At 68.1% G+C, this 23,921-nt stretch carries 18 protein-coding genes; 10 read left to right on the forward strand and 8 right to left on the reverse strand.

Going from position 1 to position 23,921, the window contains the following annotated elements:
* The first annotated feature begins 40 nt into the window (after positions 1–40).
* Genes leuC through leuB form a run of 3 tightly spaced genes read left to right on the forward strand, consistent with a single transcriptional unit; the run spans position 41 to position 3,088 of the window.
* A complete protein-coding gene (gene leuC / locus QP512_RS16810; protein ID WP_286069793.1) occupies positions 41–1,459 on the forward strand; it encodes a 3-isopropylmalate dehydratase large subunit in 1,419 nt (472 codons plus the stop codon).
* Complete coding sequence (leuD, locus tag QP512_RS16815) at positions 1,459–2,037, forward strand: 3-isopropylmalate dehydratase small subunit (RefSeq protein WP_286069794.1); 579 nt, start codon at positions 1,459–1,461, stop codon at positions 2,035–2,037. Before leuC ends, leuD begins: the two co-directional genes overlap by 1 nt.
* Entirely contained in the window at positions 2,027–3,088 is a 1,062-nt protein-coding gene (gene leuB / locus QP512_RS16820) for a 3-isopropylmalate dehydrogenase (RefSeq protein WP_286069795.1), read from the forward strand. Before leuD ends, leuB begins: the two co-directional genes overlap by 11 nt.
* A 122-nt stretch (positions 3,089–3,210) precedes the next feature.
* Here the strand turns inward: leuB and QP512_RS16825 are convergent, their stop codons facing one another.
* The gene (locus tag QP512_RS16825; protein WP_286069796.1) at positions 3,211–3,984 is read right to left on the reverse strand and encodes an SDR family oxidoreductase; all 774 of its coding nucleotides are present in this window, start codon (positions 3,982–3,984) and stop codon (positions 3,211–3,213) included.
* Positions 3,985–4,101: 117 nt separating this feature from the next.
* On the opposite strand from QP512_RS16825, the gene QP512_RS16830 reads away from it, so the two are divergent.
* Positions 4,102–5,007 (forward strand): LysR family transcriptional regulator, encoded by a 906-nt coding sequence (locus tag QP512_RS16830; RefSeq protein WP_286069797.1) that lies wholly within the window; start codon positions 4,102–4,104, stop codon positions 5,005–5,007.
* A gap of 127 nt (positions 5,008–5,134) precedes the next feature.
* Here the strand turns inward: QP512_RS16830 and QP512_RS16835 are convergent, their stop codons facing one another.
* A complete protein-coding gene (locus tag QP512_RS16835) occupies positions 5,135–8,296 on the reverse strand; it encodes an efflux RND transporter permease subunit (protein ID WP_286069798.1) in 3,162 nt (1,053 codons plus the stop codon).
* Between the two features lie 4 nt (positions 8,297–8,300).
* Positions 8,301–9,431, reverse strand: coding sequence for an efflux RND transporter periplasmic adaptor subunit (locus tag QP512_RS16840; protein ID WP_286069799.1), 1,131 nt, complete (start codon positions 9,429–9,431; stop codon positions 8,301–8,303).
* Positions 9,432–9,548: 117 nt separating this feature from the next.
* Here QP512_RS16840 and QP512_RS16845 point away from each other — a divergent pair, with 117 nt between their 5' ends.
* From QP512_RS16845 to QP512_RS16855, 3 genes are all read left to right on the forward strand, one after another.
* The gene (locus QP512_RS16845) at positions 9,549–10,226 is read left to right on the forward strand and encodes a TetR/AcrR family transcriptional regulator (protein ID WP_286069800.1); all 678 of its coding nucleotides are present in this window, start codon (positions 9,549–9,551) and stop codon (positions 10,224–10,226) included.
* A gap of 140 nt (positions 10,227–10,366) precedes the next feature.
* The gene (locus tag QP512_RS16850) at positions 10,367–11,014 is read left to right on the forward strand and encodes a protein-L-isoaspartate O-methyltransferase (protein ID WP_286069802.1); all 648 of its coding nucleotides are present in this window, start codon (positions 10,367–10,369) and stop codon (positions 11,012–11,014) included.
* A gap of 16 nt (positions 11,015–11,030) precedes the next feature.
* The gene (locus QP512_RS16855; protein WP_286069803.1) at positions 11,031–12,389 is read left to right on the forward strand and encodes a TolC family outer membrane protein; all 1,359 of its coding nucleotides are present in this window, start codon (positions 11,031–11,033) and stop codon (positions 12,387–12,389) included.
* Between the two features lie 69 nt (positions 12,390–12,458).
* Here the strand turns inward: QP512_RS16855 and QP512_RS16860 are convergent, their stop codons facing one another.
* Both QP512_RS16860 and waaA read right to left on the reverse strand, forming a co-directional pair.
* On the reverse strand, positions 12,459–13,685 hold the full coding sequence (locus QP512_RS16860) for an amino acid transporter (protein WP_286069804.1): 1,227 nt from the start codon (positions 13,683–13,685) through the stop codon (positions 12,459–12,461).
* A gap of 225 nt (positions 13,686–13,910) precedes the next feature.
* Positions 13,911–15,209, reverse strand: coding sequence for a lipid IV(A) 3-deoxy-D-manno-octulosonic acid transferase (waaA, locus tag QP512_RS16865; protein ID WP_286069805.1), 1,299 nt, complete (start codon positions 15,207–15,209; stop codon positions 13,911–13,913).
* A gap of 60 nt (positions 15,210–15,269) precedes the next feature.
* On the opposite strand from waaA, the gene QP512_RS16870 reads away from it, so the two are divergent.
* The gene (locus QP512_RS16870) at positions 15,270–16,187 is read left to right on the forward strand and encodes an LpxL/LpxP family Kdo(2)-lipid IV(A) lauroyl/palmitoleoyl acyltransferase (protein WP_286069806.1); all 918 of its coding nucleotides are present in this window, start codon (positions 15,270–15,272) and stop codon (positions 16,185–16,187) included.
* 99 nt (positions 16,188–16,286) lie between these two features.
* On the opposite strand, the gene QP512_RS16875 is transcribed toward QP512_RS16870, so the two are convergent.
* Genes QP512_RS16875 through QP512_RS16885 form a run of 3 tightly spaced genes read right to left on the reverse strand, consistent with a single transcriptional unit; the run spans position 16,287 to position 18,927 of the window.
* On the reverse strand, positions 16,287–17,618 hold the full coding sequence (locus tag QP512_RS16875; protein ID WP_286069807.1) for an O-antigen ligase family protein: 1,332 nt from the start codon (positions 17,616–17,618) through the stop codon (positions 16,287–16,289).
* The gene (locus tag QP512_RS16880) at positions 17,599–18,714 is read right to left on the reverse strand and encodes a glycosyltransferase (protein ID WP_286069808.1); all 1,116 of its coding nucleotides are present in this window, start codon (positions 18,712–18,714) and stop codon (positions 17,599–17,601) included. Before QP512_RS16880 ends, QP512_RS16875 begins: the two co-directional genes overlap by 20 nt.
* Before the next feature lie 15 nt (positions 18,715–18,729).
* Entirely contained in the window at positions 18,730–18,927 is a 198-nt protein-coding gene (locus QP512_RS16885) for a zinc-finger domain-containing protein (RefSeq protein WP_005410967.1), read from the reverse strand.
* 421 nt (positions 18,928–19,348) lie between these two features.
* Between QP512_RS16885 and QP512_RS16890 the strand changes: the two genes are divergently transcribed.
* Positions 19,349–22,693, forward strand: a complete 3,345-nt coding sequence (locus QP512_RS16890; protein WP_286069810.1) for a GH92 family glycosyl hydrolase — start codon at positions 19,349–19,351, stop codon at positions 22,691–22,693.
* The gene (locus tag QP512_RS16895; RefSeq protein WP_286069811.1) at positions 22,690–23,433 is read left to right on the forward strand and encodes a basic secretory protein-like protein; all 744 of its coding nucleotides are present in this window, start codon (positions 22,690–22,692) and stop codon (positions 23,431–23,433) included. The genes QP512_RS16890 and QP512_RS16895 overlap by 4 nt, the downstream gene beginning before the upstream one ends.
* Positions 23,434–23,921: the final 488 nt, after the last annotated feature.

Consider the following 23,921-nt stretch of genomic DNA (forward strand, 5'->3'; position numbering starts at 1 on the left):
TCCTGATGTCCGCACCTTCGTACTTCTGCCAGGCACACGCATGACTTCCGCACCCCGCACCCTGTACGACAAACTGTGGGACGCCCACGTGGTGGTTCCCGAATCCGACAGCGCGCCCGCCGTGCTGTACATCGACCTGCACCTGATCCACGAGGTCACCTCGCCGCAGGCATTCACCGAGCTGCGTGAGCGTGGCCTGTCGCCGCGCCGGCCGGACCGCACCAAGGCGACGATGGACCACTCCACGCCGACCTTGCCAGCCGCAGCCGACGGCACGCTGCCCTACGCCAGCGCCGCCTCCGAGGCACAGGTCGCCACGCTGGCGCGCAACTGCGCCGAGCATGGCATCGAGCTGTTCGACATGGCCTCGGACAACCGCGGCATCGTCCACGTGATTGCGCCGGAACAGGGCTTCACCCAGCCGGGCATGACCATCGTCTGCGGCGACAGTCACACCTCCACCCATGGTGCGTTCGGTTCGCTGGCCTTCGGCATCGGCACCAGCGAAGTCGGCCACGTACTGGCCACGCAGTGCCTGCTGCAGCGCAAGGCCAAGACCTTCGCGATCACCGTTGATGGCCCGCTGGCGCCGGGCGTCGGTGCCAAGGACGTGGTGCTGCACATCATCGGCGTGATCGGCGTCAACGGTGGCACCGGCCACGTCATCGAGTTCCGTGGCAGCACCATCGAAGCGATGGACATGGAACAGCGCATGACGCTGTGCAACATGTCGATCGAAGCCGGCGCGCGTGCCGGCATGGTGGCGCCGGACCAGGTCACCTTCGACTTCGTGGCCCGCACGCCGCGTGGCCCCAAGGGCGCCGACTTCGACGCTGCCGTCGCGCGCTGGCAGAAGCTGCGCAGCGATGAAGGTGCGCGCTTCGACAGCGAAGTGCACATCGATGCCGCCGATATCCGCCCGACCCTGACCTGGGGCACGCATCCGGGCACCGCCATCGCGGTGGATGCGCCGATTCCCGCCGCCAACGATGCGGCCGCACAGAAGGGCCTGGACTACATGCACTTCCAGGCCGGCAAGGCGCTGGCCGGCACGCCGGTGGACGTGGTGTTCGTCGGCTCGTGCACCAACGGCCGCCTGAGCGACATGCGCGAAGTCGCGCAGGTCCTGCGCGGCCGCCGCGTCGCTGACCGCGTGCGCATGCTGGTGGTGCCGGGCTCGGAGATCGTCAAGCGCGAGGCCGAAGCCGAAGGCATCCACGAAATCGTGCGCGCGGCCGGTGCCGAGTGGCGCGAGCCGGGCTGCTCGATGTGCATCGCCATGAACGGCGATCTGGTCGCGCCCGGCCAGCTGGCCGTGAGCACCAGCAACCGCAATTTCGAAGGCCGCCAGGGCCCCGGTTCGCGCACGCTGCTGGCGTCGCCGATGAGCGCGGCGTGGGCCGCTGTGAACGGGCACGTTGCCGATACCCGCGAACTGTTCGCACAGGAGGTGGCGTGATGGCCGGTTTCCGTACCCTGACCTCGGCCAGTGTGGTGCTGCGCCAGACCAACATCGACACCGACCAGATCATCCCGGCGCGGTTCCTGTCCACCACCGAACGCGCCGGCCTGGGCCGCAACGCCTTCAATGACTGGCGCTGGCAGGCCGACGGATCGCCGGTGACCGACTTCGCCTTCAACCAGCCGCACAACGCCGGCCGCAGCATCCTGCTGGCCGGCCGCAACTTCGGCTGCGGCTCCTCGCGCGAGCATGCGCCGTGGGCGCTGACCGACCTCGGCCTGCGCGCCATCGTCAGCAGCGAGATCGCCGACATCTTCCGCGGCAACGCGCTGAAGAACGGCCTGCTGCCGATCGTGCTGGACGAGGCCGACGTGCAGGTGCTGATGCAGTGCCCGGACGATGAACTGACCATCGACGTGGCGGCGCGCGAGCTGCGCACGCCCGATGGCCGGGTGTATTCCTTCCCGCTGGATGGCTTCTCGCAGACCTGCCTGCTGGAAGGTGTCGACCAATTGGGTTATCTGTTGGGCCGTGTCCCTGAAATCGAACGTTACGAGAGTGAGCATGCACGCTGAAATTGTTGTCCTGCCCGGTGATGGCATCGGCCCGGAAGTGGCCGCCGCCGCGGTTGCTGTACTGAAGTCCGTCGCCGGACGCTTCAACCACACCTTCACGTTCAGCGAGCACGATATCGGTGGCATCGCCATCGACCGCCATGGCGAGCCGCTGCCGGCGTCGACCCTGGCCGCCTGCCAGGCCGCCCATGCGGTACTGCTGGGCGCGGTCGGCGGCCCGAAGTGGTCCGACCCGAACGCCAAGGTGCGCCCCGAACAGGGCCTGCTGGCGATCCGCAAGGCGCTGGGCCTGTACGCCAACCTGCGCCCGGTGCGCACCCACGAGGCCGCACTGCACGCGTCGCCGATCAAGGCCGAGCTGCTGCAGGGCGTGGACTTCGTGGTGGTGCGCGAACTGACCGGCGGCATCTACTTCGGCGACAAGACCCGCGATGCCGGCAGCGCCAGCGACCTGTGCCGCTACAGCGTGGCCGAGATCGAGCGCGTGCTGCGCAGCGCCTTCCGCCTGGCGCAGCAGCGTCGCGGCAAGGTCACCTCGGTGGACAAGGCCAACGTGCTGGAAACCTCGCGCCTGTGGCGTGATGTGGCCGCGCGCATCGGCCGCGAGGAGTTCCCGGACGTTGCCCTGGAGCACCAGCTGGTCGATTCGATGGCCATGCACCTGCTCGCCAAGCCGCGCGAGTACGACGTGATCGTGACCGAGAACATGTTCGGCGACATCCTCACCGACGAAGCCTCGATGCTGGCCGGCTCGCTGGGCCTGCTGCCGTCGGCTTCGCTGGGCGAGCCGGGTGCGGTCGGCATCTACGAACCGATCCATGGTTCGGCACCGGACATCGCCGGCAAGGGCATCGCCAATCCGTACGCAACGATCTTCAGCGCGGCCATGCTGCTGCGCCACTCGCTGGGATTGGAGGCCGAAGCGGCCGCAGTGGAAGCCGCCGTGCATGCGGTGCTGGACGATGGGGTGTTCACCGCCGACCTGGCCGCCAAGGGCCAGGCCGTGAGCACCGCTGCAGCCACCGACGCGGTGCTGGCCAAGCTGCGCTGACCCGTCGGGCAACGCCTGTAGAGCCGAGCCATGCTCGGCTCATTCAACAGCAGTCGAGCATGGCTCGACGCTACAGATAGCAGGCAGCCAGGTAGGAGGCAGCCACGCCATGCGTGGCTGCCTTACTTGGTGGTGTACCCACCATTGACCAGAATCGTCTGCCCGGTCATCCACCAGCCATCGGTCACCAGGAATCGGATCCACGGCACGATATCGGCGATATCGGTCAGGCCGGTGCGGGTGAATGCGGACAGCGCCGCCGCGGTCTTGTGGTACGCCTGCGCGTCGGCACTCTCTGCCGGGTAGAAGAACGGCGTGTCCATCGGACCGGGGCCGATCGCGGTCACCGAGATGCCGCGCTCGCCAAACTCCTTCGACGCCGCGCGGGTGAAGTGCTCCACCGGCGCCTTGGTGCCGGCGTAGCTGGAGTAGAACGGCGTGTAGGCACCCAGCAATGAGGTGACCAGGGTGCAGATGCGGCCACCGTCGTTGACGTGACGGCCGGCTTCCTTGAGGAAGAAGAACGCCGCCTTGGCGTTGACCGCGCTCATCTCGTCGTACTCGGCCTCACTGATCTCCAGCAGCGGCTTCTTCAATACCTTGCCCACCGTGTTGATGGCGATGTCAGGACGACCGACTGCGGCCACGGCGTCGGCGAACAGGCGCTCCATCGCTGCCGCCGACGTCAGGTCGCCCTGCAGGGCCACCGCCTTGCTGCCGGTGGCCTGCACCGCAGCGACGGTCGCCTCTGCATCGGCGTGGGTGGCGGCACTGTTGTAGTGAACCACGATGGCCCTGGCGCCTTGTGCGGCGAAGTCGCGGGCGATCAGTCCGCCCAGATTCTTGGCGCCACCGGCAATCAGCACGGTCTTGCCCTTGAGGGAATGGTCGGTCATGGCCTAGGTCTCGGAAGGGGGCTGCCCGGGGTGGCAACCCTGCCCTGACGACGATATCGTGCAGAAAAGGCGGATAAAGCCCGCCACATTGACTTGACTTTCCAGAGCCAGCGAACAATGGACCGGATCGATCGCTTCCGCATCTTCACCCGGGTGGTGGAGTGCGCCAGCTTCACCCGCGCCGCGGATCAGCTCGGTCTGCCCCGCTCAACCGTCTCGGCGGCGGTGGCGGACCTGGAGCAGCGGCTCGGCACCCGCCTGCTGCAGCGCTCGACCCGCCGCGTCTCCACCACCCACGACGGCGATGTGTTCCATGCGCGCTGCCTGCGCCTGATCGCCGAAGTCGAGGACGCCGAAACGCTGTTCCGGCAGGACGATGCGCAGCCGATGGGCCTGCTGAAGATCGACGTGCCCAGCCGCATCGGCCGCCGCATCATCGCCCCGGCCCTGCCCGACTTCTTCGCCCACTACCCGCAGGTGGAAGTGGACCTGGGCATGACCGACCGCGCGGTGAACCTGATCGAAGACGGCTGCGATGCCGTGCTGCGGGTCGGCCAGCTGGGTGACTCCAGCCTGGTGGCGCGCACGCTGGGGCAGCTGGATTTCGTCAACGTTGCAGCGCCGGCATACCTACGCGAACACGGCATGCCGCAGCAGCCTGCCGACCTGCAGCAGCACCGTGCGGTGAACTATGCGTCGCCGACCACCGCGCGGGTGGAACCGTGGGAGTGGCAGGAGGGCGGCCAGCTGCGCACATTGCCGATGCCTGGCTGGGTGCGGGTGAACAGCGCAGAAGCGTCGATCGCGTGCTGCGTGGCCGGGCTGGGGCTGCTGCAGATTCCGCGTTACGACGTGCAGGTCGAACTGCAGTCAGGCGCGTTGGTGGAGGTGATGCCGCAGCATGTGGCGCAGCCGTTGCCGGTAACCCTGCTGCAGCCGCATCGGCAGCACCGTGCGCAACGTGTGCAGGTATTTCTGGAGTGGCTGCTACCGGTGCTGCGAACCGGCCTGCAATTGAAGTAGATCCACGCCATGCGTGGCGGGATGCCCCCGTGCCCACCAAGGTCGGCCCCCCCGGGAAGGGACCAACCGGCATGGGTGGGGCCAGAGCCCTTTCCCCGAGGGAAAGGGATCCGACCCCGGTCGGGTATTACGCCCCGGCTTCGTCCGGCTTCACCCGGAACCACGCCGCGTACAGCGCCGGCAGGAACACCAGGGTCAGCACCGTGCCCACGATCAGCCCGCCCATGATCGAGATCGCCATCGAGCCGTAGAACGCACTGCGCGACAGCGGAATCATCGCCAGCACGGCCGCCAGCGCGGTCAGCACGATCGGGCGGAAGCGGCGCACGGTGGCGTCGATGATCGAATGCCAACGGTCATGCCCGGCATCGATGTCCTGCTGGATCTGGTCGATCAGGATCACCGAGTTGCGCATGATCATGCCCGCCAGCGCAATCGTGCCCAGCAGTGCCACGAAACCGAATGGCGCGCGGAACAGCAGCAGGAACAACGTCGCACCGATGATGCCCAACGGCGCGGTCACCAGCACCATCGCCGCGCGCGAGAAGCTGCGCAGCTGCAGCATCAGCAGCGTGGCCACCACCACCAGGAACAGCGGCATGCCGGCCTTGATCGAGTCCTGGCCTCGCGCCGAATCCTCCACAGTACCGCCGGTTTCCAGCAGGTAGCCGCTGGGCAGCTCGGCACGGATGCCGTCCAGCGTCGGCAGGATCTGGTGCACCACGTCCAGCGGCTGCATGCCATCGCTGATGTCGGCGCGCACGGTCACCGTCGGCAGGCGGTTGCGGTGCCAGATGATGCCGTCCTCGAAGCCGTACTCCATCGTCGCCACCTGCGACAGCGTGATGCTGCCGCCGTTGGTGGTGGGCATCGACAGGCTCGACAGCAGCTCCAGCTGGTTGCGCTCGTCGGCCGGGCCACGCAGCAGCATCTCGATCTGGCGGTTGCCTTCGCGATACACGCTCACCGACTGCCCGGCCAGCGAACTGGACAGGAACTGGCTGACCTGTGCGCTGCTTACGCCCAGCGCGCGGGCACGCTCCTGGTCGATCACCAGCCGCACCACCTTGCTCGGCTCACTCCAGTCCAGGTTGACGTTCATCACGTGCGGGTTCCCGCGCACCTTGGCCTCGACCTGGCGTGCGATCGCCTGCACCTTCTCGATGTGCTCGCCGGAAATCCGCATCTGCACCGGATAGCCGACCGGCGGGCCGTTCTCCAGGCGGGTCACGCGCATCTGCACGTCCGGGAACTTCGGGATCACCTCCTGCAGCAGCCAGTCGCGGGTGCTTTCGCGCGATTTGATGTCCTTGGCCAGCACCACGAACTGGGCGAAGTTGGTGGCTGGCAGCTGCTGGTCCAGCGGCAGGTAGAAGCGCGGCGAACCGGTGCCCACGTAGGACACATAGTTGGCGATGCCCTCGCGGCTGGACAGCAGTTTCTCCAGCTTCTCGGCCTGGGCCTGGGTCGAGCGCAGCGACGCGCCCTCGGCCAGCTCGATGTCCACCATCAGTTCCGGCCGGGTCGAATCCGGGAAGAACTGCTGCGGCACGAAGCGGAACAGCATCAGCGAACCGATGAACAACGCGATGGTCGCCGCGATTACCCACCAGCGATGGCGCAGGCAGGTATCGAGGAAGCGGCGGAAGCTGCGATAGAACGGGCGCTGGTACGGGTCATGGTCATGCCCGTGCTGCGGCGGCGCGATCAGATTGGCCAGCGCCGGGTAACGGTCGGCCCACTGCTGGCGCTTGGCGTGCCAGCGCGCAGGCAGGCTGCCCGGCTTCGGCGGCTGCGGATTGAACAGGTCCGGCAGCATCTTGTCGCCCAGGTACGGGATGAACAGCACCGCTGCGATCCACGACACCACCAGCGCGATGGTCACCACCTGGAACAGCGAGCGGGTGTATTCACCGGTACTCGATGCCGCCGTTGCAATGGGCAGGAAGCCTGCCGCGGTGATCAGGGTACCGGTCAGCATCGGGAACGCAGTTGATTCCCAGGCAAAGCTGGCCGCGCGCAGGCGGTCATACCCCTGCTCCATCTTGGTGGCCATCATCTCCACCGCGATGATCGCATCGTCCACCAGCAGGCCCAGCGCCAGCACCAGCGCACCCAGCGAGATCTTGTGCAGGCCGATGTCGAAGTAGTGCATGACGAAGAACGTCATCGCCAGCACCAGCGGAATGGTCACGCCCACCACCAGGCCAGTGCGCAGGCCCAGCGAGAAGAAGCTGACCAGCAGCACGATCACCACCGCCTCGGTCAGTACCTGCACGAACTCGCCGACCGACTCTTCCACCGACTGCGGCTGGTCGGACACCTTGCGCAGCTGCATGCCCGCCGGCAGGGTCTTCTGCAGGCGCTCGAACTCGGCATCCAGGTTGGCGCCGAGTTTGAGGATGTCACCGCCATCCTTCATCGCCACCGCCAGGCCAATCGCCTCCTCACCCATGAAGCGCATCTTCGGCGACGCGGGATCGGCGAAGCCACGCTTGACCTCGGCGATGTCGCCCAGGTGCACGGTGCGGTCACCGGCGCGGATCGGGAACTGGCGGATCGCTTCGATGTCGTTGAACTGGCCGGTCACGCGCAGCTGCACGCGATCGGTGGCGGTCTCGAAGAAGCTGGTGCCGGTCACCGCATTCTGGTCGGCCAGTGCCTGCTGCACCTGCTGCATCGACACGCCCAGCGTGGCCAGCCGGGTGTTGGACAGCTCGATCCACACCTTCTCGTCCTGCAGGCCGACCAGGTCGATCTTGCCGACGTCGGGCACGCGCTGCAGTTCCAGCTGGATGCGGTCGGCGTAGTCACGCATCACCGCGTAGTCGAAGCCTTTGCCGGTCAGCGCGTAGATGTTGCCGTAGGTGTCGCCGAACTCGTCGTTGAAGAACGGACCGACGATCTCACGCGGCAGCGTCGCGCGGATATCGCCCACGCGCTTGCGCACCTGGTACCACAGGTCAGGAATCTGCCTGGAACGCAGGCTGTCGCGGGCCATGAAGATGACCTGCGATTCGCCCGGGCGCGAGTACGAGCGGATGAACTCGTACTCGCCGGTGTTCATCAGCGCCTTCTCGATCGGCTCGGTCACCTGCCGAGAGACCTGCTCGGCGGTGGCGCCCGGCCACAGCGTGCGCACCACCATCGCCTTGAAGGTGAACGGCGGGTCTTCGGACTGGCCCAGGTGCTTGTACGACCACGCGCCGATGAGGGCGAAGGCGAGCATCGCAAACAACACCAGCGGACGATTGGCCAGCGCCCATTCGGAAAGATTGAAGCGGCGCACCGGCTTACTCCTTGGCCTTGGCGGCGGCAGCCGGCGCGGCCGGCTTCAGCACCGGGCGGTTCTGCCGGTCCACCGCAATCACCGGTTGGCCGGCGCGCAGCAGGTGGCCACCGGCGGCGACCACCCAGTCACCGGCACCGACGCCCGACAGCACCGGCACCGATTCGCTGCCATAGGCACCGGTGGTGACCGATGCAGCCTTCAGCGTGCTGTTGGCCGGATCGACCACCCACACGCTGGCGGTACCGTTGGCACCGCGCTGCAGTGCGCCCAGCGGCAGCTGCAGGGTGCCGTGGCGGCCGGCGCTGCTGTAGACGCGCGCGCTCTGGCCCAGTTCGACATCGGCCAGCGCATCGGCGGCCAGGCTGACGCGGGTGGCATAAGTGCGTGCCTGCGGATCGGCGGCGGCGGCGATCTCACGGATCGTGCCCGGCAAGCGCTGGCCCGGGCGGTTCCACAGCTCCACCTCGACCGGCTGGCCCACCGCGTAGTCGCGGATGGTGGCTTCGGGCAGGTCGATCAGCACTTCGCGGCCACCGTCGGCGGCCAGGTTGAAGATGGTCTGCCCGGCGGACACCACCTGCCCGGCCTCGGCCTCGCGGCTGGCGATCACGCCATCGGCCGGTGCGCGCAGTTGTGCGTAGTCGGCCTGGTTGCGCAGCACATCAAGGTTGGCACGGGCAGCATTGGCCTGGCCCTGCGCAGCCTTGAACGCCGCGGACTGCTGGTCCAGCTGCGAGCGGCTGACCAGTTGCTGGTCGGCCAGCACCTGGTAGCGCTTGAGATCGTCACGGGCGCGCACCAGGTCGGCTTCCGCCGCCGCCAGCTGGGCTTGCGAGGCACGCGCCTGAAGCGCGAAGTCGGCCACGTCCAGTTCGGCCAGCACGTCGCCCTTCTTCACCCGCTGGCCAGCATCGACATGGCGCTTGACCAGGTTGCCGCCGACGCGGAACGACAGCGGGCTTTCCTGGCGGGCACGCACGGTACCCGGGAACGCCGCCGGCGCCTGACCGGCCTGTTCGCCGGGGTGAACCACCAGTACCGGCACGGCCGCCTGCGGCGCCTGCTCCTGTCCCGAACAGGCTGCCAGCGCAGCCACCCACACCATACCGCCCATCCAGCGCACGATCTTCATCGGTCAACGTCCTGAAAACGCAGGGTTGCAACAAGGGGGAGCCGCGACTGCCGGCCCGATTTAATAAACCGGCCGGTATAGTATAAATATCGAACCGCTTGGTCTAGTATTGTTGCGATGAGTTCTTCCACTTCCCGCAAGCCGTCGGCCAAGCCTGCTGCCAAGGCCGCCGGACCCGGGCGCCCCAAGGATCTGGGCAAGCGCGCGGCGATCCTTGAAGCAGCCAAGGCCCTGTTCATCGAACAGGGCTATACCGGCGTGAGCATGGACGCCATTGCCGCCCAGGCCGGCGTCTCGAAGCTGACCGTGTACAGCCACTTCGGCGACAAGGAAACCCTGTTTTCCGAGGCCGTGCAGTCCAAGTGCATTGAAATGCTGCCCGACGCCCTGTTCGTGGCCGACGCGGACGGCCCGCTGCGCGACCAGCTGATCGGCATCGGCCTGGCCTTCTTCGAGCTGATCACCTCCGATGCGGCGATCTCGATCCAGCGCATGATGATGGCGCCGGAGACCGACGAACGCCTGCGCGAGCTGTTCTGGCGGGCCGGTCCGGAACGCACCTGCGAGGCCCTGGCCGACTTCCTGCGCGCCCGTGGCGAACGCGGCGAGCTGGCGATCCCCGACTACTCCCTGGCTGGCCAGCAGTTCCTGACCCTGGTGAAGGGCGAAGTGCACATGCATATGATGTGCGGAATGCCACTGTCACCGGTGGAATGCGATCCTCTTGCCCATGTGACCGCCAGCATCGACTTCTTCCTGCGCGCCTATGCGCCACGAGGGGCGGGAACCGGCTGAAACGGCAAACCTGAATGAACCGGAGGTCGCGATGACTTCCGGCACTGCGACCCCGGCCCCCCGGCAGCTGATGCTCTGGGCGCGCCGCCGGCCTCCGGCACCGGTAAAATGGCCGGCCCACTGCGCTGGATTTGAACCTCATGACGATTGATTACGCCCACGCCCGCGAACTGATGGTGGAACAGCAGATCCGTCCCTGGGACGTGCTGGACATCAAGGTGCTCGACGTCCTGGCCCGCCTGCCGCGCGAGGCCTTTGTCGCCGATGCACACCGTGCGCTGGCCTACGCCGATGTCGAACTGCCGATCGGCAACGGGCAGAAGATGATGAAGCCGGTCATCGAGGGCCGTACCCTGCAGGCACTGGATCTGCAGCCGGGTGACGAAGTGCTGGAAATCGGCACCGGCAGCGGCTTCCTGTCCGCCTGCATCGGCGCGCTGGCGCGCGACGTGCTGAGCCTGGAGATCGACCCGGAGCTGGCCGCCGCCGCGCGTGCCCGCCTGGACGCCTCCGGCCTGGGCACCAACGTCCGCGTGGACGTGGCCGACGCCCTCTCCTGGCAGACCGAACGCCGCTTTGACGTGATCTGTGTCACTGGTGCCGTCGACGTGGTGCCGTCACAGTTCGCCTCGTGGCTGCGTCCGGGGGGTCGCCTGTTCGTGATCCACGGCCGCTCGCCGGCGATGGAGGCCCTGCTGGTCAAGGCCGACGGCAGCACCGAATCCCTGTTCGAGACCGATATCGATTACCTGCGCGGTGCCGCCCCGGCACCCCAGTTCCACCTCTGAGTCCAAGGAAGCCGCAATGATCCGCCGATCCCTCGCTGTTGCGCTGGCCACTGCCCTGCTGCCGTTGTCCGCCCATGCCGCCGACCTGCTGCAGGTCTACGAGATGGCGCGCAACGGCGATCCGCAGCTGTCCGCCGCCGAATCGACCCGGCTGGTCGACAAGGAAGGTGCCGTGCAGGCGCGCGCCGCCCTGCTGCCGCAGATCAACGGCCAGGCCACGCTGAACCGCACCCGCAGCGAGCCCAACGCCGATGCCAATTCGGGCTCCTTCACCAGCAAGCGCCGCACCTACACGATCGATGGCAGCCAGACGCTGTTCAACTGGACCCAGATCAACAACCTGCGCTCGCAGCGTGAGCTGAGCAAGGCGGCGGATTTCACCCTCGATTCGGCCAACGACAGCCTGATCGTGCGCACCTCGGCGGCTTACTTCAACGTGCTGGTGGCGATCGAATCGCTGAACGCCGCACAGACCAATGAAGCGGCCGCGAAGAAGCAGTTCGACTTCGCCGACAAGCGCCTGGAAGTGGGCCTGGCGCCGATCACCGACGTGCACGAAGCCCGCGCCCAGTACGACCAGGCACGCGCCAACACCATCGTGGCGCAGAACACCCTGGCCGATAACTACCAGGCCCTGACCGAACTGACCGGCCAGCCGGTGGTCAACCTGCGCGGCCTGCCGGCCGACTTCCGTCCGGAAGTGCCGGCCAACCGCGGCAACATCGACGAGCTGGTGCACCAGGCCACCACCCAGAATCCGGCGCTGAAGGCGCAGGAACTGAAGGTCAGCGCGGCCGAAGCCGGCGTGCAGGCCGCCCGGGGTGGTCATTACCCCACCCTGTCGCTGGGCGGAAGCTGGGGCAAGTCCGCCACCTGGGGTGACAGCACCGGTGCCGGCTCGCTGTCGCCGGATGCACGCACCAACAGCATCGGCCTGACCCTGAGCGTGCCGATCTTCGCCGGCGGTGCCACCCAGTCCGGCGTGCGCCAGGCGTTGGCCCAGCGTGACATCGCCCAGGACGGCTACGAGCAGCAGAAGCGTGCCCTGGACCGCAACACCCGCAATGCCTACCAGACCCTGGTACAGGGCATCAGCGAAGTGGAAGCGCGCCGCCTGGCGGTGGTCTCGGCACAGAGCGCCTACGACGCCTCGCAGGTCGGCCTGGAAGTCGGTACCCGTACCGTGCTGGACGTGATCCAGAACCAGCGCATCCTGTTCTCGGCGCAGCTGGACTACGCCCAGGCACGCTACACTTTCCTGCAGAACCGCCTCCTGCTGAGCCAGTCGCTGGGTGCGCTGGACGTGGCCGAGCTGCAGGACATCAACCGCCTGCTGACCCAGGACGCGGGCAACCCGGCCACGACCACGCACTGAGTCGTCAGCCTGCCGGCAACGAAGAAGCCACCCGCAAGGGTGGCTTTTTTCGTGGGCGCTGCACGGCCCTCAGCCGGGCCACGCCAGCACCCGCGCCACGGCAGCCAACAGGCAGAGTGCGGCGGCCACAAGCGCCAGCACCGCGCGGGCACCTGCCACCGGTGACTGTCCGCGCAGTACGGCCAGGCACAGGGCCACCATCACCAGCAGCACGACCGGGCCGGGCAGCACCGGCAGGATGCCCACAGGAACGCCCAACGCCAGCAGCGCCGCTGACAGGACCAACGCGACCGGCACCGTCCGCGCACGCATGCCGAATGCTTCTTCGCGGAGCGCGGTCCACAGCTGCATCGCCAGGCACATGGCCACCCGCAGCAGGACCAGCAGCAGCGCGGCCAATCCGGCTGCGCCGGCCAGCGGCAGCAACGGCATCATCCAATGCAGTTGCGGGTGCTGTTGAAGCGCTACCGACAGCGGTCGCGTGCTGCCCAATGCCGGGAACTCGACCAGACCTGCCTGCAAGGCAGCAACCACGATCAGCAACAGCATGGCCAGCAGCAGCACACCCGCCAGCAGCAGCGACTGTCGCGCCCTCGCCTGCCCGTCCATGCCAGGAAACCCAAGTGCCAGGCCAACGGTGGCGAACACCCCCAGCAGCGGCACGCTCGCTGCCAGTACCCCGCCGGGCCCGAAGCGATAGGGTGCCGTTGCCTCCGGCAGCCAGGGAATCCAATGCGCGTACTGCACGTGGCGGGCTGCCAGCGCCACCAGCAGCAGACCGGTGCCGAGCTTCACCGTCAGCAGCGCACACGCCGCCAGAGCCGCACCTCGTGGCGGCAGCCACCCGACCACACCGATCAGAAGCAGTGCGAGGCTGGCCATCAGCGGATCCGGCACCGCGATGCCCGCATCGATGTCGCAACAGGCGAGCAGCGCGCGCAGATGACGGGCCAGGGACTGCGCCACGCCCCCCAGGGTCGCCACCAGTTCCAACAGCAGCGCGCCGCCGAGCAGACCGGCGGATACCCGGCCCCAGCGCGCCCGCAACACTCCGTGCAGGCCATCGGCAGCCGGCAGCTGCCGGCTCAGGGCATGCAGGCAATACAGCAGCGGCATCGCACCCAGCGCGGCCAGCAACAGGCTCAGCACGATGGCCGGCCCGGCCTCGGCCGCCGTGTGCTGGCCGACCAGCGCGATCACATTGCTCCCCAACAGCAGGGTCAGCGCCACCACCGCAAGATGATCCATGCCGGGCCGGACATCATCGATGCCCTCCGGCCTGCTGTCGCCATCCATCGCAAGCTCCCTTGATATCCGTCCAAGCGCGGTCGACAGCAGGCTGGCAGCCTGCGCCAAGGGGCGGTATCAGATTCGGTGCCGCGCACGCCGCGGTGTGACCGCAGACACGCTTGATGGCGCGCGCCCGGTCCTGTCGCGACAGGAATACGCTCGCTAAGCAGAATTGATGCAGTCGATCACGTCAGTCGACGGCTTGACCGCAGGCTTGTGCGGCCCGTGGACTCAGCTGCGGGGCGGCGGCAGATGCGGTGCCACCAGGGCCAGCGTGCGCTGCAATGCGCCGCGGCCGTTGCTGACCAAGGTGCAGCCCGCGCGCGCCATGTCCTCGCGTGCCTGCGGGTCATCCAGCAGGTGCTGCAGCAGGTCGCCGACCGCCTGCGCGTTCTCGCCGATCAGCAGGGCCCCGGCTTCGCGCATGCGCCGTGATATCTCGGAGAAGTTGTGCAGGTGCGGACCAGTCACCGCGGCGGTACCCATGGCTGCCGGCTCCAGCAGGTTGTGGCCGCCGATGGGCTGCAGGCTGCCACCGACGAACGCCACCTGCGCACACGCATAGAACGGCATCAGCTCGCCCAGGGTGTCGATGACGAACACGTCGGTGTCCGTGTCCGGCCACTGCTTCGCGCGCCTCGTCGCCACGTTCCAGCCCTGCTCGCGCACCAGTGCCTCCACCTTCGGGAAACGCTCCGGGTGGCGCGGCGCCCACAACAGCAACAGATCCGGATGCTGCTGGCGCAGCCGCCGGTGCAGGTCGATCACCGCCTGCTCCTCGCCATCATGGGTGCTGGCGGCGATCCACACCGCTCGCCCGACGGGCACCCGGGCATGGAACTGCTCGACGAAGTCCTGAACCTCCGGCGTGGCGATGTCGAACTTCAGGTTGCCCAGCGCCTGCACCTGCTCGGGCGCAGCGCCCAGCTGCACGAAACGGTCGGCATCGTCCTGCGACTGCGCGGCCACGCAGGTCACCGTGCGCAGCGCGCGGCGGATCAGCGCCGCCAGCAGCCGGTAGCCACGCAGCGAACGTGCCGACAGCCGTGCGTTGAGGATATAGACCGGAATGCCACGGCCACGGCAGCCGAACAGCATGTTCGGCCACAGTTCGGTTTCCAGGATCAGCGCAAGGCTGGGCTGGAAGTGGCCGAGGAAGCGGTTGACGCTGCCGGGCACGTCATACGGCAGGTAGACATGGTCCAGCGCGTCGCCCCACAGCGCACGTACCCGCTCAGAACCGGTCGGGGTGATGGTGGTGATGACCCAGCGGATGTCCGGGCGCTGCTTGCGCAGGGCGTTCACCAGCGGCGCGGCGGCGTTGACCTCGCCCACCGAAACCGCGTGCAGCCAGACCCGGGGCTGCCCGGTCGGCTGCGGATAGGAGGCGTAACGTTCGTCCCAGCGCCGGAAGTATTCACGGACCCGGAAGCCGCGCCAGACCAGGTGGTACACGGTGATCGGCAGCAGGATGTAGAGCACGACCGAGTACAGGCCGCGCAGGATCCATTCGACAGGGTCTTTACGCATGCGGCAAGGATACGGGAGCCCCCCGGGAAAGACACGCGGCCGCCTTGGTAGAATGGGGCAATGTCCGATGCCACCACTGCCGTCCGCCCGTCGCTGCGCGATCCCCGCAACTGGCCGATGTTCGCCGCCATGTTCGGCGCCTTCGCCATCGCCCGCCTGCCATGGATGCTGCAGCGCGCGCTGGGCCGGGGCGTTGGCTGGATCACCTGGCGCCTGCTGGGCAGCCGCCGCCGCGCCGCCGAGGTCAACCTGCAGCTGTGCTTCCCCGAAAAGGACGAGGCCTGGCGCCAGCGCCTGGTGCGCGACAGCTTCGATGCGCTGGGCGTGGGCGTGTTCGAGTGCATCCGCGCCTGGTGGGGCAGCATCGACAGCATCCGCCCGCAGGTGCAGATCGAAGGGCTGGAACACCTGCGGCAGATGCAGGCCGAGGGCCGTGGCGTGCTGCTGGTGTCGGGTCACTTCATGACCCTGGAAATGTGCGGCCGCCTGCTGTGCGACCACGTTGATCTTTCGGGCATGTACCGCAAGCACAAGAACCCGGTGTACGAGTGGGCGGTGAAGTTCGGTCGCCTGCGCTATGCCAAGGCGATGTTCGCCAACGAGGACATCCGTGCCACCGTGCGCCACCTGAAAAAGGGCGGGTTCCTCTGGTATGCGCCGGACCAGGACATGCGCGGCAAGGACACCGTGTTCGTGCCGTTCTTCGGGCACACGGCGTCAACCATCACCGCCACCCACCAGCTGGCGCGGATGACCGGCTGCGCGGTGATCCCGTATTTCCATCGCCGCGAAGGCGGGAAGTACTTCCTGAAGATCGGTGCACCGCTGGAGAATTTCCCCAGCGAGGATGTGGAAGCCGATACCACGCGGGTCAACCAGGCCATCGAAGAGATGGTGCGCGAGGCCCCCGACCAGTACCTGTGGATCCACCGCCGCTTCAAGCGGCAGCCGGGTGGGCGGAGCGATTTCTACAAGTAACGGTGGGACCGGGGTGCGTCATCCACGCATGGCGTGGATTCACCCTGGCAATGTTCGATTGGCACGGGCGCTAGGGCCACGCCATGCGTGGATGTGCCGTTACGTCTCCGTCGGTGTGTCATCCGCGTCCCGCGCCAGCAGGCTGCCGGCGAACAGTGCGGCCAGCAGCACGGTCAGGCCGCCCCAGAACGCCGAATAGAAGGCCAGGTGGGTGTTGAGCGGAAACACGGTCACCGCCAGCGCCAGCATCGCCGGGCGGGCGCGATCACGCGCAGCCGCCGGCGCATAACGCCAGGCCCGCCAGGCCTGGGCCACCGCCGCCAACCACAGCAGCAGGCCGAGCACACCGGTTTCGGCCAGGATTTCCAGCACGATCTGGTGGGCGTGCAGCGCAGGGGCAGTGCCCCACACCGCGGGGCCTTCATCGGCCACGCAGGCCGGATAGGCGTCGCGGAAGCCACGTGCGCCCACACCGTTGATCGGGTGTTCCTCGATCATGCACGCCGCGGCTTCCCAGATCCGCGCGCGCCCGGACAATGCCTGGTCGACACTCCGCTCGCCGTCATCCCAGGCCATCGCCGTGCGTGCGAAGCGTTCGCGCAGCTGTGGCACGCTGGCGGTCAGCGCGCCCGCGCCGAGCACCGCCACCAGCGCCAGCACGGCCAGCCGTTTCCAGCCGAACTGGCGCACGCCGCTGTAGGCCAGCACCAGCGCGAAGGTGATCCACGAGGCCCGCGAACCGGCCAGCAGCAGCACGCTGCCCAGCGCAGCAGCCGCAAGCAGCCAGCCGACGTTGCCGAAGCGGCGCGCCACGGGCAGCAACAGGAACGGCGACAGGCTGGCCAGCACCTGGCCGAACTTCAGGTTGCAGGGTCCCAGCGCGCCACTGAGCCGGTCGGCCACGGCGGCCTCGTCGGCCGGGCACAGTGCATGGCCGCTCACTGCCAGCTTCAGCTGTTCCAGTGACCAGAACCATGGGCTGGTACCGGCCACGGCCTGCACCAGTGCATCCAGCGTCCAGGCGCCAGTGATCAGCGCCAGGCCACCGAAGGTCAGCCGTCGCCGTTCCGGTGTGGCCACCGCGATCGCCACCAGCCACATGAAGGGCAGGTAGCGCAGACCGGCGGCCGCTTTGGTCCACGACGCCGCCGGATCGATCGCATCGAACGCGGAAAACGCCTGCGGCAGCCAGTAGCCGAGGAACAGGATCGAGGTCAGTGCCCAGGCTGCCGTGCTCAACAGATGCGGACGACGCTGCAGTCGGCGCATGACCATGCGCGCGGCGGCGTAGACCGCGCCAAGACCGAGAATGGTTTCGGCGATGCCCGGCAACGGCCACATCGCCACGTATGCCAGCACCCACCAGGGCGCCCAGCGTCCGGCGCGGTCGTCGCGCACGATGACGGCAGGGTCAGCCGGCGAGGTCGGCATAGAGGCGGAGGGTATCGCGCTGCATGGCCTGCAGGGTAAACGGGATGCGGGTCGGCAAGGACGGCGGCTGCGCCAGCAGGGCCAGCGCGCGTTCACCCAATGCGTGCGCATCGCCCAGCGGCACGGCACCTGCGGGTTGCAGCTGCCGCAGCAGTTCGCCGACGCCACCGTGGTCCCAGCCCAGCACCGGGCGGCCCACCGACAGCGCCTCGACCACGGTGCGGCCGAACGCTTCGGGCTTGTCCGACAGCTGCAGTACCAGATCGCTGGCCGCGTAGGCCTGAGCGATGCGCGCGGTTGGCGTGCTGATCTGCACGGCGTCGGTCACGCCCAAGGCAGCGGCCTGCCGGCGCAGGTCGGCCACGTAGGCTTCACGACCGGGTTCATCGGTGCCCAGCATCCACAGCTGCGCCGGCACACCCGCGGCGCGCACGTCGGCCAGCAGCTGCAGCGCATGTGCATGGCCCTTCAGGCGGGTGCCCCGCCCCGGCAACAGCAGCAGCGGGCCATCCACCTGCGCCAGCCACGGGTAATCGGCTGCCAGCGCCAGACGCGGCCGGCGGTCGGCGCGCGCCACCCGCGGGAACTGGGCGACGTCGACGCCACGCGGGATCACCTGCAGCGTCTGTTCGGGCACGGTCGGGTAGTGCCGCTGCACGTATTCGCGCACGGTGTTGGACACGCAGATCACGCGTTCACCGCTGGTCATCACCGCGCTGTAGCGGCTGGGCGAATTCAGCCCGTGCACGGTGGTCACCCAGTGCGGGCGCTGCGCGGCGGGCAGGGCGCGGATCGCGTACAGCCCCAGCCAGGCCGGCAGCCGCGAGCGGGCATGCACGATGTCCGCGCCCACCTCGGCAAACAGGCGGCGCAGGGTCGGCAGATGGCGCAGGGTCAGCAGCGACTTTCGGCCGATGTCCAGAGTGAGGTGCTCGGCACCGCTATCGAGCAGCGGCTGTACCAGCCGGCCGCCGGCCGACACTACCAGCGCGCGATGGCCGGCGGCGACCAGGGCCGCAGCGATTTCCAGGGTCGAGCGCTCGACGCCGCCGGAGTGCAGCGCCGGCAGCAACTGCACCACGGTCAATCGGCGCATCGAGGGGGCAGCCGCTTAGTCGGCCAGCACGAACACGGAACCGCAGTACGGGCACTGCGCTTCGCCATTGGGCTCGTCTTCGATCGGCAGGTACACGCGCGGATGCGAGTTCCACAGCGCCATTTCCGGGGTCGGGCAGCTCAGCGGAAGATCGCTGCGGTGCACGGTGTAGCGCTTCTCGGCGTTGGCGGGCGCGGTGGCGGTATGGCTCATGGCAGATGTCGATGAACGGGTTGCGAGGCCTGTGATTCTAGCATCCGGGCCGCCCGGACATGGCGCCACGACAGGTCTTTGGGCGCGCAGGGGCGATTCCCCATGCCATTGGCTGGCACCGCGAGACGGGCCATCGACGGGAATTGCCCGGCCAATCCCGCAGGTTCACGCCGAAAAACGGCTGACCGCGATATTTCCTGCATTTGGATCGAACTAAATGGCACTTGTCAGGTCGCTGCCGCTGTTGCAGGATCGGGCCCGGGTCGTGCAGCGACCCGTCCAATCGACCCGATCGCATGGCCCGCCCCCGCCGGACCGGCATCGTCTCTTCCACTGCCATCCCGGCGGGCGGAGCGTTGCTGTCCGTGGTGTCCGCCGATGCGGGTTCTGCCCGCCGCCTGCCCTTCCGGGAGACCCCTGCATGACCCTGTCCGATCCACGCCGCGCCCTGCTTCCGCTTGCCCTGGCCCTGGCCTGTGCAACCACTGCGATGCCGGTGCTGGCACAGGGACTGCAGACCTCGTTCGAACCCGGCGAACCTGCACCGGCGCAGGCCGCTGGCGCGCTGCAGGTGAGCATCGGCAACGGTCCGGCCGCGCCTTACACCGCCAAGCGCAACGCCGGCTACAGCGGGCTGCATGCCCTTCGCTACAGCAGTGCAGGGGGCAACGCGCGGCGCGAACTGTTCAAGACCGACCTGCCGATCGAGGCCGATACCACCCTGTCGTGGCTGGTGCTGCCGGAAATCGTCGGCAAGGACAGCGTGGCCTCGACCTATGTCTCGCTGGACCTGCGGCTGGACGATGGCAGCCGCGTGTCGGCCGGTGCGGCACGCGACCAGCACGGCGTGGCGATCGGCGCACGCGCGCAGGGCGATTCGAAGACGCTGTACCCGCAGCAGTGGGCGCGCAAGGCGGTACGACTGGGCGACGTGCCCGCGCTGAAGGGTCGCCGCGTAGTGGCGATCGAACTGGAGGTGGCCAGCGCCGATGGTGCGCCAGTGTCCGGCTGGATCGACGACGTACGCCTGGATGCTCAGCCGCGACAGCGACCGCAGCGCGTCTCCGACTGGGTGCTGACCACCCGTGGCACCCAGGCCAACGGCACCTTCTCGCGCGGCAACAATTTCCCGGCCACGGCGGTGCCGCACGGGTTCAATTTCTGGACCCCGGTGACCGATGCCGGTGCGCTGAACTGGCTGTACCGCTGGAACGAGCAGAACGATGCGCAGAACCGTCCGCAGCTGCAGGCGCTCGCGCTGAGCCACCAGCCCAGCCCGTGGATGGGCGACCGCCAGACCTTCCAGGTGATGCCCTCGGCCAGCCGCGGCGTACCCGAGGCCGACCGCCGCAAGCGCGCGCTGTCGTTCGACCGCACCCACGAGAGCGCCCGCCCCTACCGATACGACGTGCGCTTCGACAACGGCGTCGCGGCATCGATCGCGCCGACCGACCATGCCGCGCTTTTCCGCTTTGATTTCCCCGAGGGCGGCGACGCCAACCTGCTGTTCGACAACGTCGATGCACATGGCGGCCTGACCCTGGACGCCGCCACGCAGACGCTGTCCGGCTACACCGACACGCGCAGCGGCCTGTCCAACGGTGCCAGCCGCATGTACGTGGTCGCCAGCTTCGACAAACCCTGGCGCAGCAGCGGTCGCATCGACACCGGCCGCCCGACGGGCTACATCAAGTTCGAGGCCGGCAGCCAGCGGCAGGTGACCATGCGCATCGCCACGTCGCTGATCTCGGTGGAGCAGGCACGACATAACCTGGCGCTGGAAATCGCTGCTGCCGACACGCTGGAGAGCGTGGCCGGCCGCGCGCAGGATGCGTGGGATGCGCGCCTGGCCCGCTTCGATATCGGCACGGCCAGCGACGACCAGAAGACCACGCTGTACTCCAGCCTGTACCGGCTGTACCTGTACCCCAACTCCGGCCACGAGAACGTGGGCAGCGCGGCTGCACCCGACTGGCGCTACGCCAACCAGGCCAGCGCCAGCGACGACAACACCGATGGCAGCGCGACCCGCACCTTTGCCGCCGTGCGCGATGGCAAGGTATTCGTCAACAACGGTTTCTGGGACACCTTCCGCACCACCTGGCCGGCCTACGCGCTGTTCACGCCCGCCGATGCCGGCCAGATGGTTCAGGGCTTCATCGAGCAGTACCGCGCGGGTGGCTGGATCGCACGCTGGTCGTCGCCGGGCTACGCCGACCTGATGGTCGGCACCAGTTCGGATGTGGCGTTTGCCGATGCGTGGCTGAAAGGCATCGGTGGCTTTGATCCGGCCGAAGCCTACGCCGCCGCAGTGAAGAACGCGACCGTGGTACCGCCGGACCGCCATGTCGGCCGCAAGGGCATGGACCGCTCGACCTTCCGCGGCTACGCCAGCGCCGACGTGCACGAGGGCATGTCGTGGACGATGGAAGGCGCGCTCAACGACTTCGGCATCGCCAACATGGCCGACGCCCTGGCCAAGCGCGCAACCTCGCCCGCCGCACGCGAACGCTACAGCACCGAGGCCGACTACTTCCGCCACCGCGCCGCCAGCTACGCGACGATGTTCGATGCGGCGGCAGGCTTCTTCCAGGGCCGCACGGCCGACGGCCGCTGGCGCGTGGATGCCAAGGATTACGACCCGCGCGTGTGGGGCCACGACTACACCGAATCCAATGGCTGGACCTTCGCCTTCACCGCCGCCCACGACGGTGAAGGCTTGGCCGCCCTGTACGGTGGCCGCGACAAGCTGGCTGCCAAGCTCGACACCTTCTTCGCCACACCGGAAACCGCCGACGCGGCGTTCGCCGGCTCCTACGGCGGCACCATCCATGAAATGACCGAAGCGCGCGACGTGCGCATGGGCATGTACGCGCACAGCAACCAGCCGGCGCACCACATCCCGTGGATGTACCTGTACGCCGGGCAGCCGTGGAAGACCCAGCAGCACGTGCGCGAGATCCTGTCGCGGCTGTACGTGGGCAGTGAGATCGGCCAGGGCTATCCCGGTGACGAGGACAACGGCGAGACCTCGGCCTGGTACGTGCTGGCCTCGCTGGGCCTGTACCCATTGCGCATGGGCGCCCCGGAGTATGTGATCGGCTCGCCGGCATTTGAGCATGCACGGGTGGAACTGCAGGGCGGTGCCGTGCTGACCGTGAACGCGGCCAACAACTCGCGTGAGAACGTCTACGTGCAGTCGCTGAAGATCAACGGCCAGCCCTGGACCAAGACCTGGGTGCCGCACGAGCTGATCGCCAAGGGTGCGACCCTGGACTTCGTGATGGGCCCGCAACCTTCGCGCTGGGGCAGCGGCGTGGATGACGTGCCGCGCTCGCTGACTGCCCGTGGCCAGCGCCCACAGATGCTGCACGACCTGCTGGGCAGCGGCGCGAAGGCCACGCTGGCCGATGGCCGTGACCTTGCGGCACTTGTCGATGACGATGCGGCCACGACGGTGGGCCTCGGCGGCGGCGCGGCCATCGCGCTGACCGGCCTGGCCGACGGCACCGCGACGATGTACACGCTGACCAGTGGTGACGGCCGCATCCGTGGCGGTGAATGGACGCTGGAGGCGCGCAATGGCAGCGGCAGCTGGACCGTGCTCGACCAGCGCAGTGGCGAAGACTTCGAATCTGCCCGCCAGACCCGTCCGTTCCGCATCGCCAAACCCGGTCGCTACAGCGAGTACCGCCTGCGCTTGGCAGCCCCAGGGCGGCTGCCACTGGCGGAGATCGAACTGCTGGCGGTCGGCACCGTACAATGAGCCGCATGCGCTACCGTCTTCTGCCCCTGGCCCTTGTTGCCCTGTCCTTCTCCAGCTTCGGCCAGACCCAGGCGTTCGATACGCAGCTGACCCGCGACGGCGTGACACTGAACTACCAGGACGCGCGTGGCGCCCTGTCGGCGCCGCAGCGCAAGCGGGTGATCGATACGTTCTTCTTCGCCTACCTGCGCGAGCGGGCTGACTTCCATCCCACCGCGCCGTCGAGGGTGCGCATCGTGATCGATCCGGCCTACACCGGCATCGCCTTCGTCGGCGACAAGGACCAGGCCGCAACCATCACCATCAATCCCGGCTGGTTGGCGCAGCATCCGAACGACATCGACCTGGTCACCCACGAGGCGATGCACATCGTGCAGGGCTATCCCGGCTACGGCGATGCACGGGTACCGGGCTGGCTGGTGGAAGGCATCGCCGACTACGCACGCGACCGCTATGGCATGGACAACGCCGCCGCCGGCTGGGCGTTGCCGGTCAAGGTCGAGAAGGGGCAGAACGTCGACAGTGGCTACCGGGTGACCGGCGCCTTCCTGAAGTGGGCGGAGAGCGAGCATCCCGGCCTGGTGCTGGCGCTGGACAAGGCCCTGCGTGATGGCCGCTATACGCCTGCGCTGTGGCAGAAGCACACCGGAAAGGCACTCCCGGCATTGTGGTCGCAGTACGCCAAGCCGCGTTCGGATGCACCACCGCCGGCCCCGGCACGCCGCGGCAAGCGGCACTGACGCCCAGGCACCACGCATTCGCCGGGCATTGCCCGGCGCTACCGCATCGCTGCCTCAGCGCGACTGCACGAAACCTGCGTACAGCGCGAAAAGCTGCTGGAAATACCGCCGCGTCACTCGATTGCGCATGACACTTTCGCCGATGGGGAGGTGGTCGGGCCCAGGGTGGGAAGGCCGGTCCGGTCCCTTCCCACGGCCGGGCCGCGTGGGCGTATTGGGCCGCAACGGCGTTGCAGGGAAATGACCGGGTTGCGTAGCGTGTGTGGCAGCGATGGCATCGGCATCGGGACCGGCGTTGGGACCGGCGTTGGGACCGGCGTTGGGACCGGCGTTGGGACCGGTAGAGTCGACTGTTAGTCGACTATCGCGCGATCGCGCGGGGTTTTCGGCGTCCGAATCAAGAGCAGTCGACTAACAGTCGCCTCTACCCGTTTCCGCTGCGCGGAAACAGAAACGCGCCCCGTGGGGCGCGTTTCTGCAGATCGAAT

This window comes from Stenotrophomonas sp. 57 (genome assembly GCF_030291075.1).
In the GTDB taxonomy this organism is placed as follows: Bacteria; Pseudomonadota; Gammaproteobacteria; order Xanthomonadales; family Xanthomonadaceae; genus Stenotrophomonas.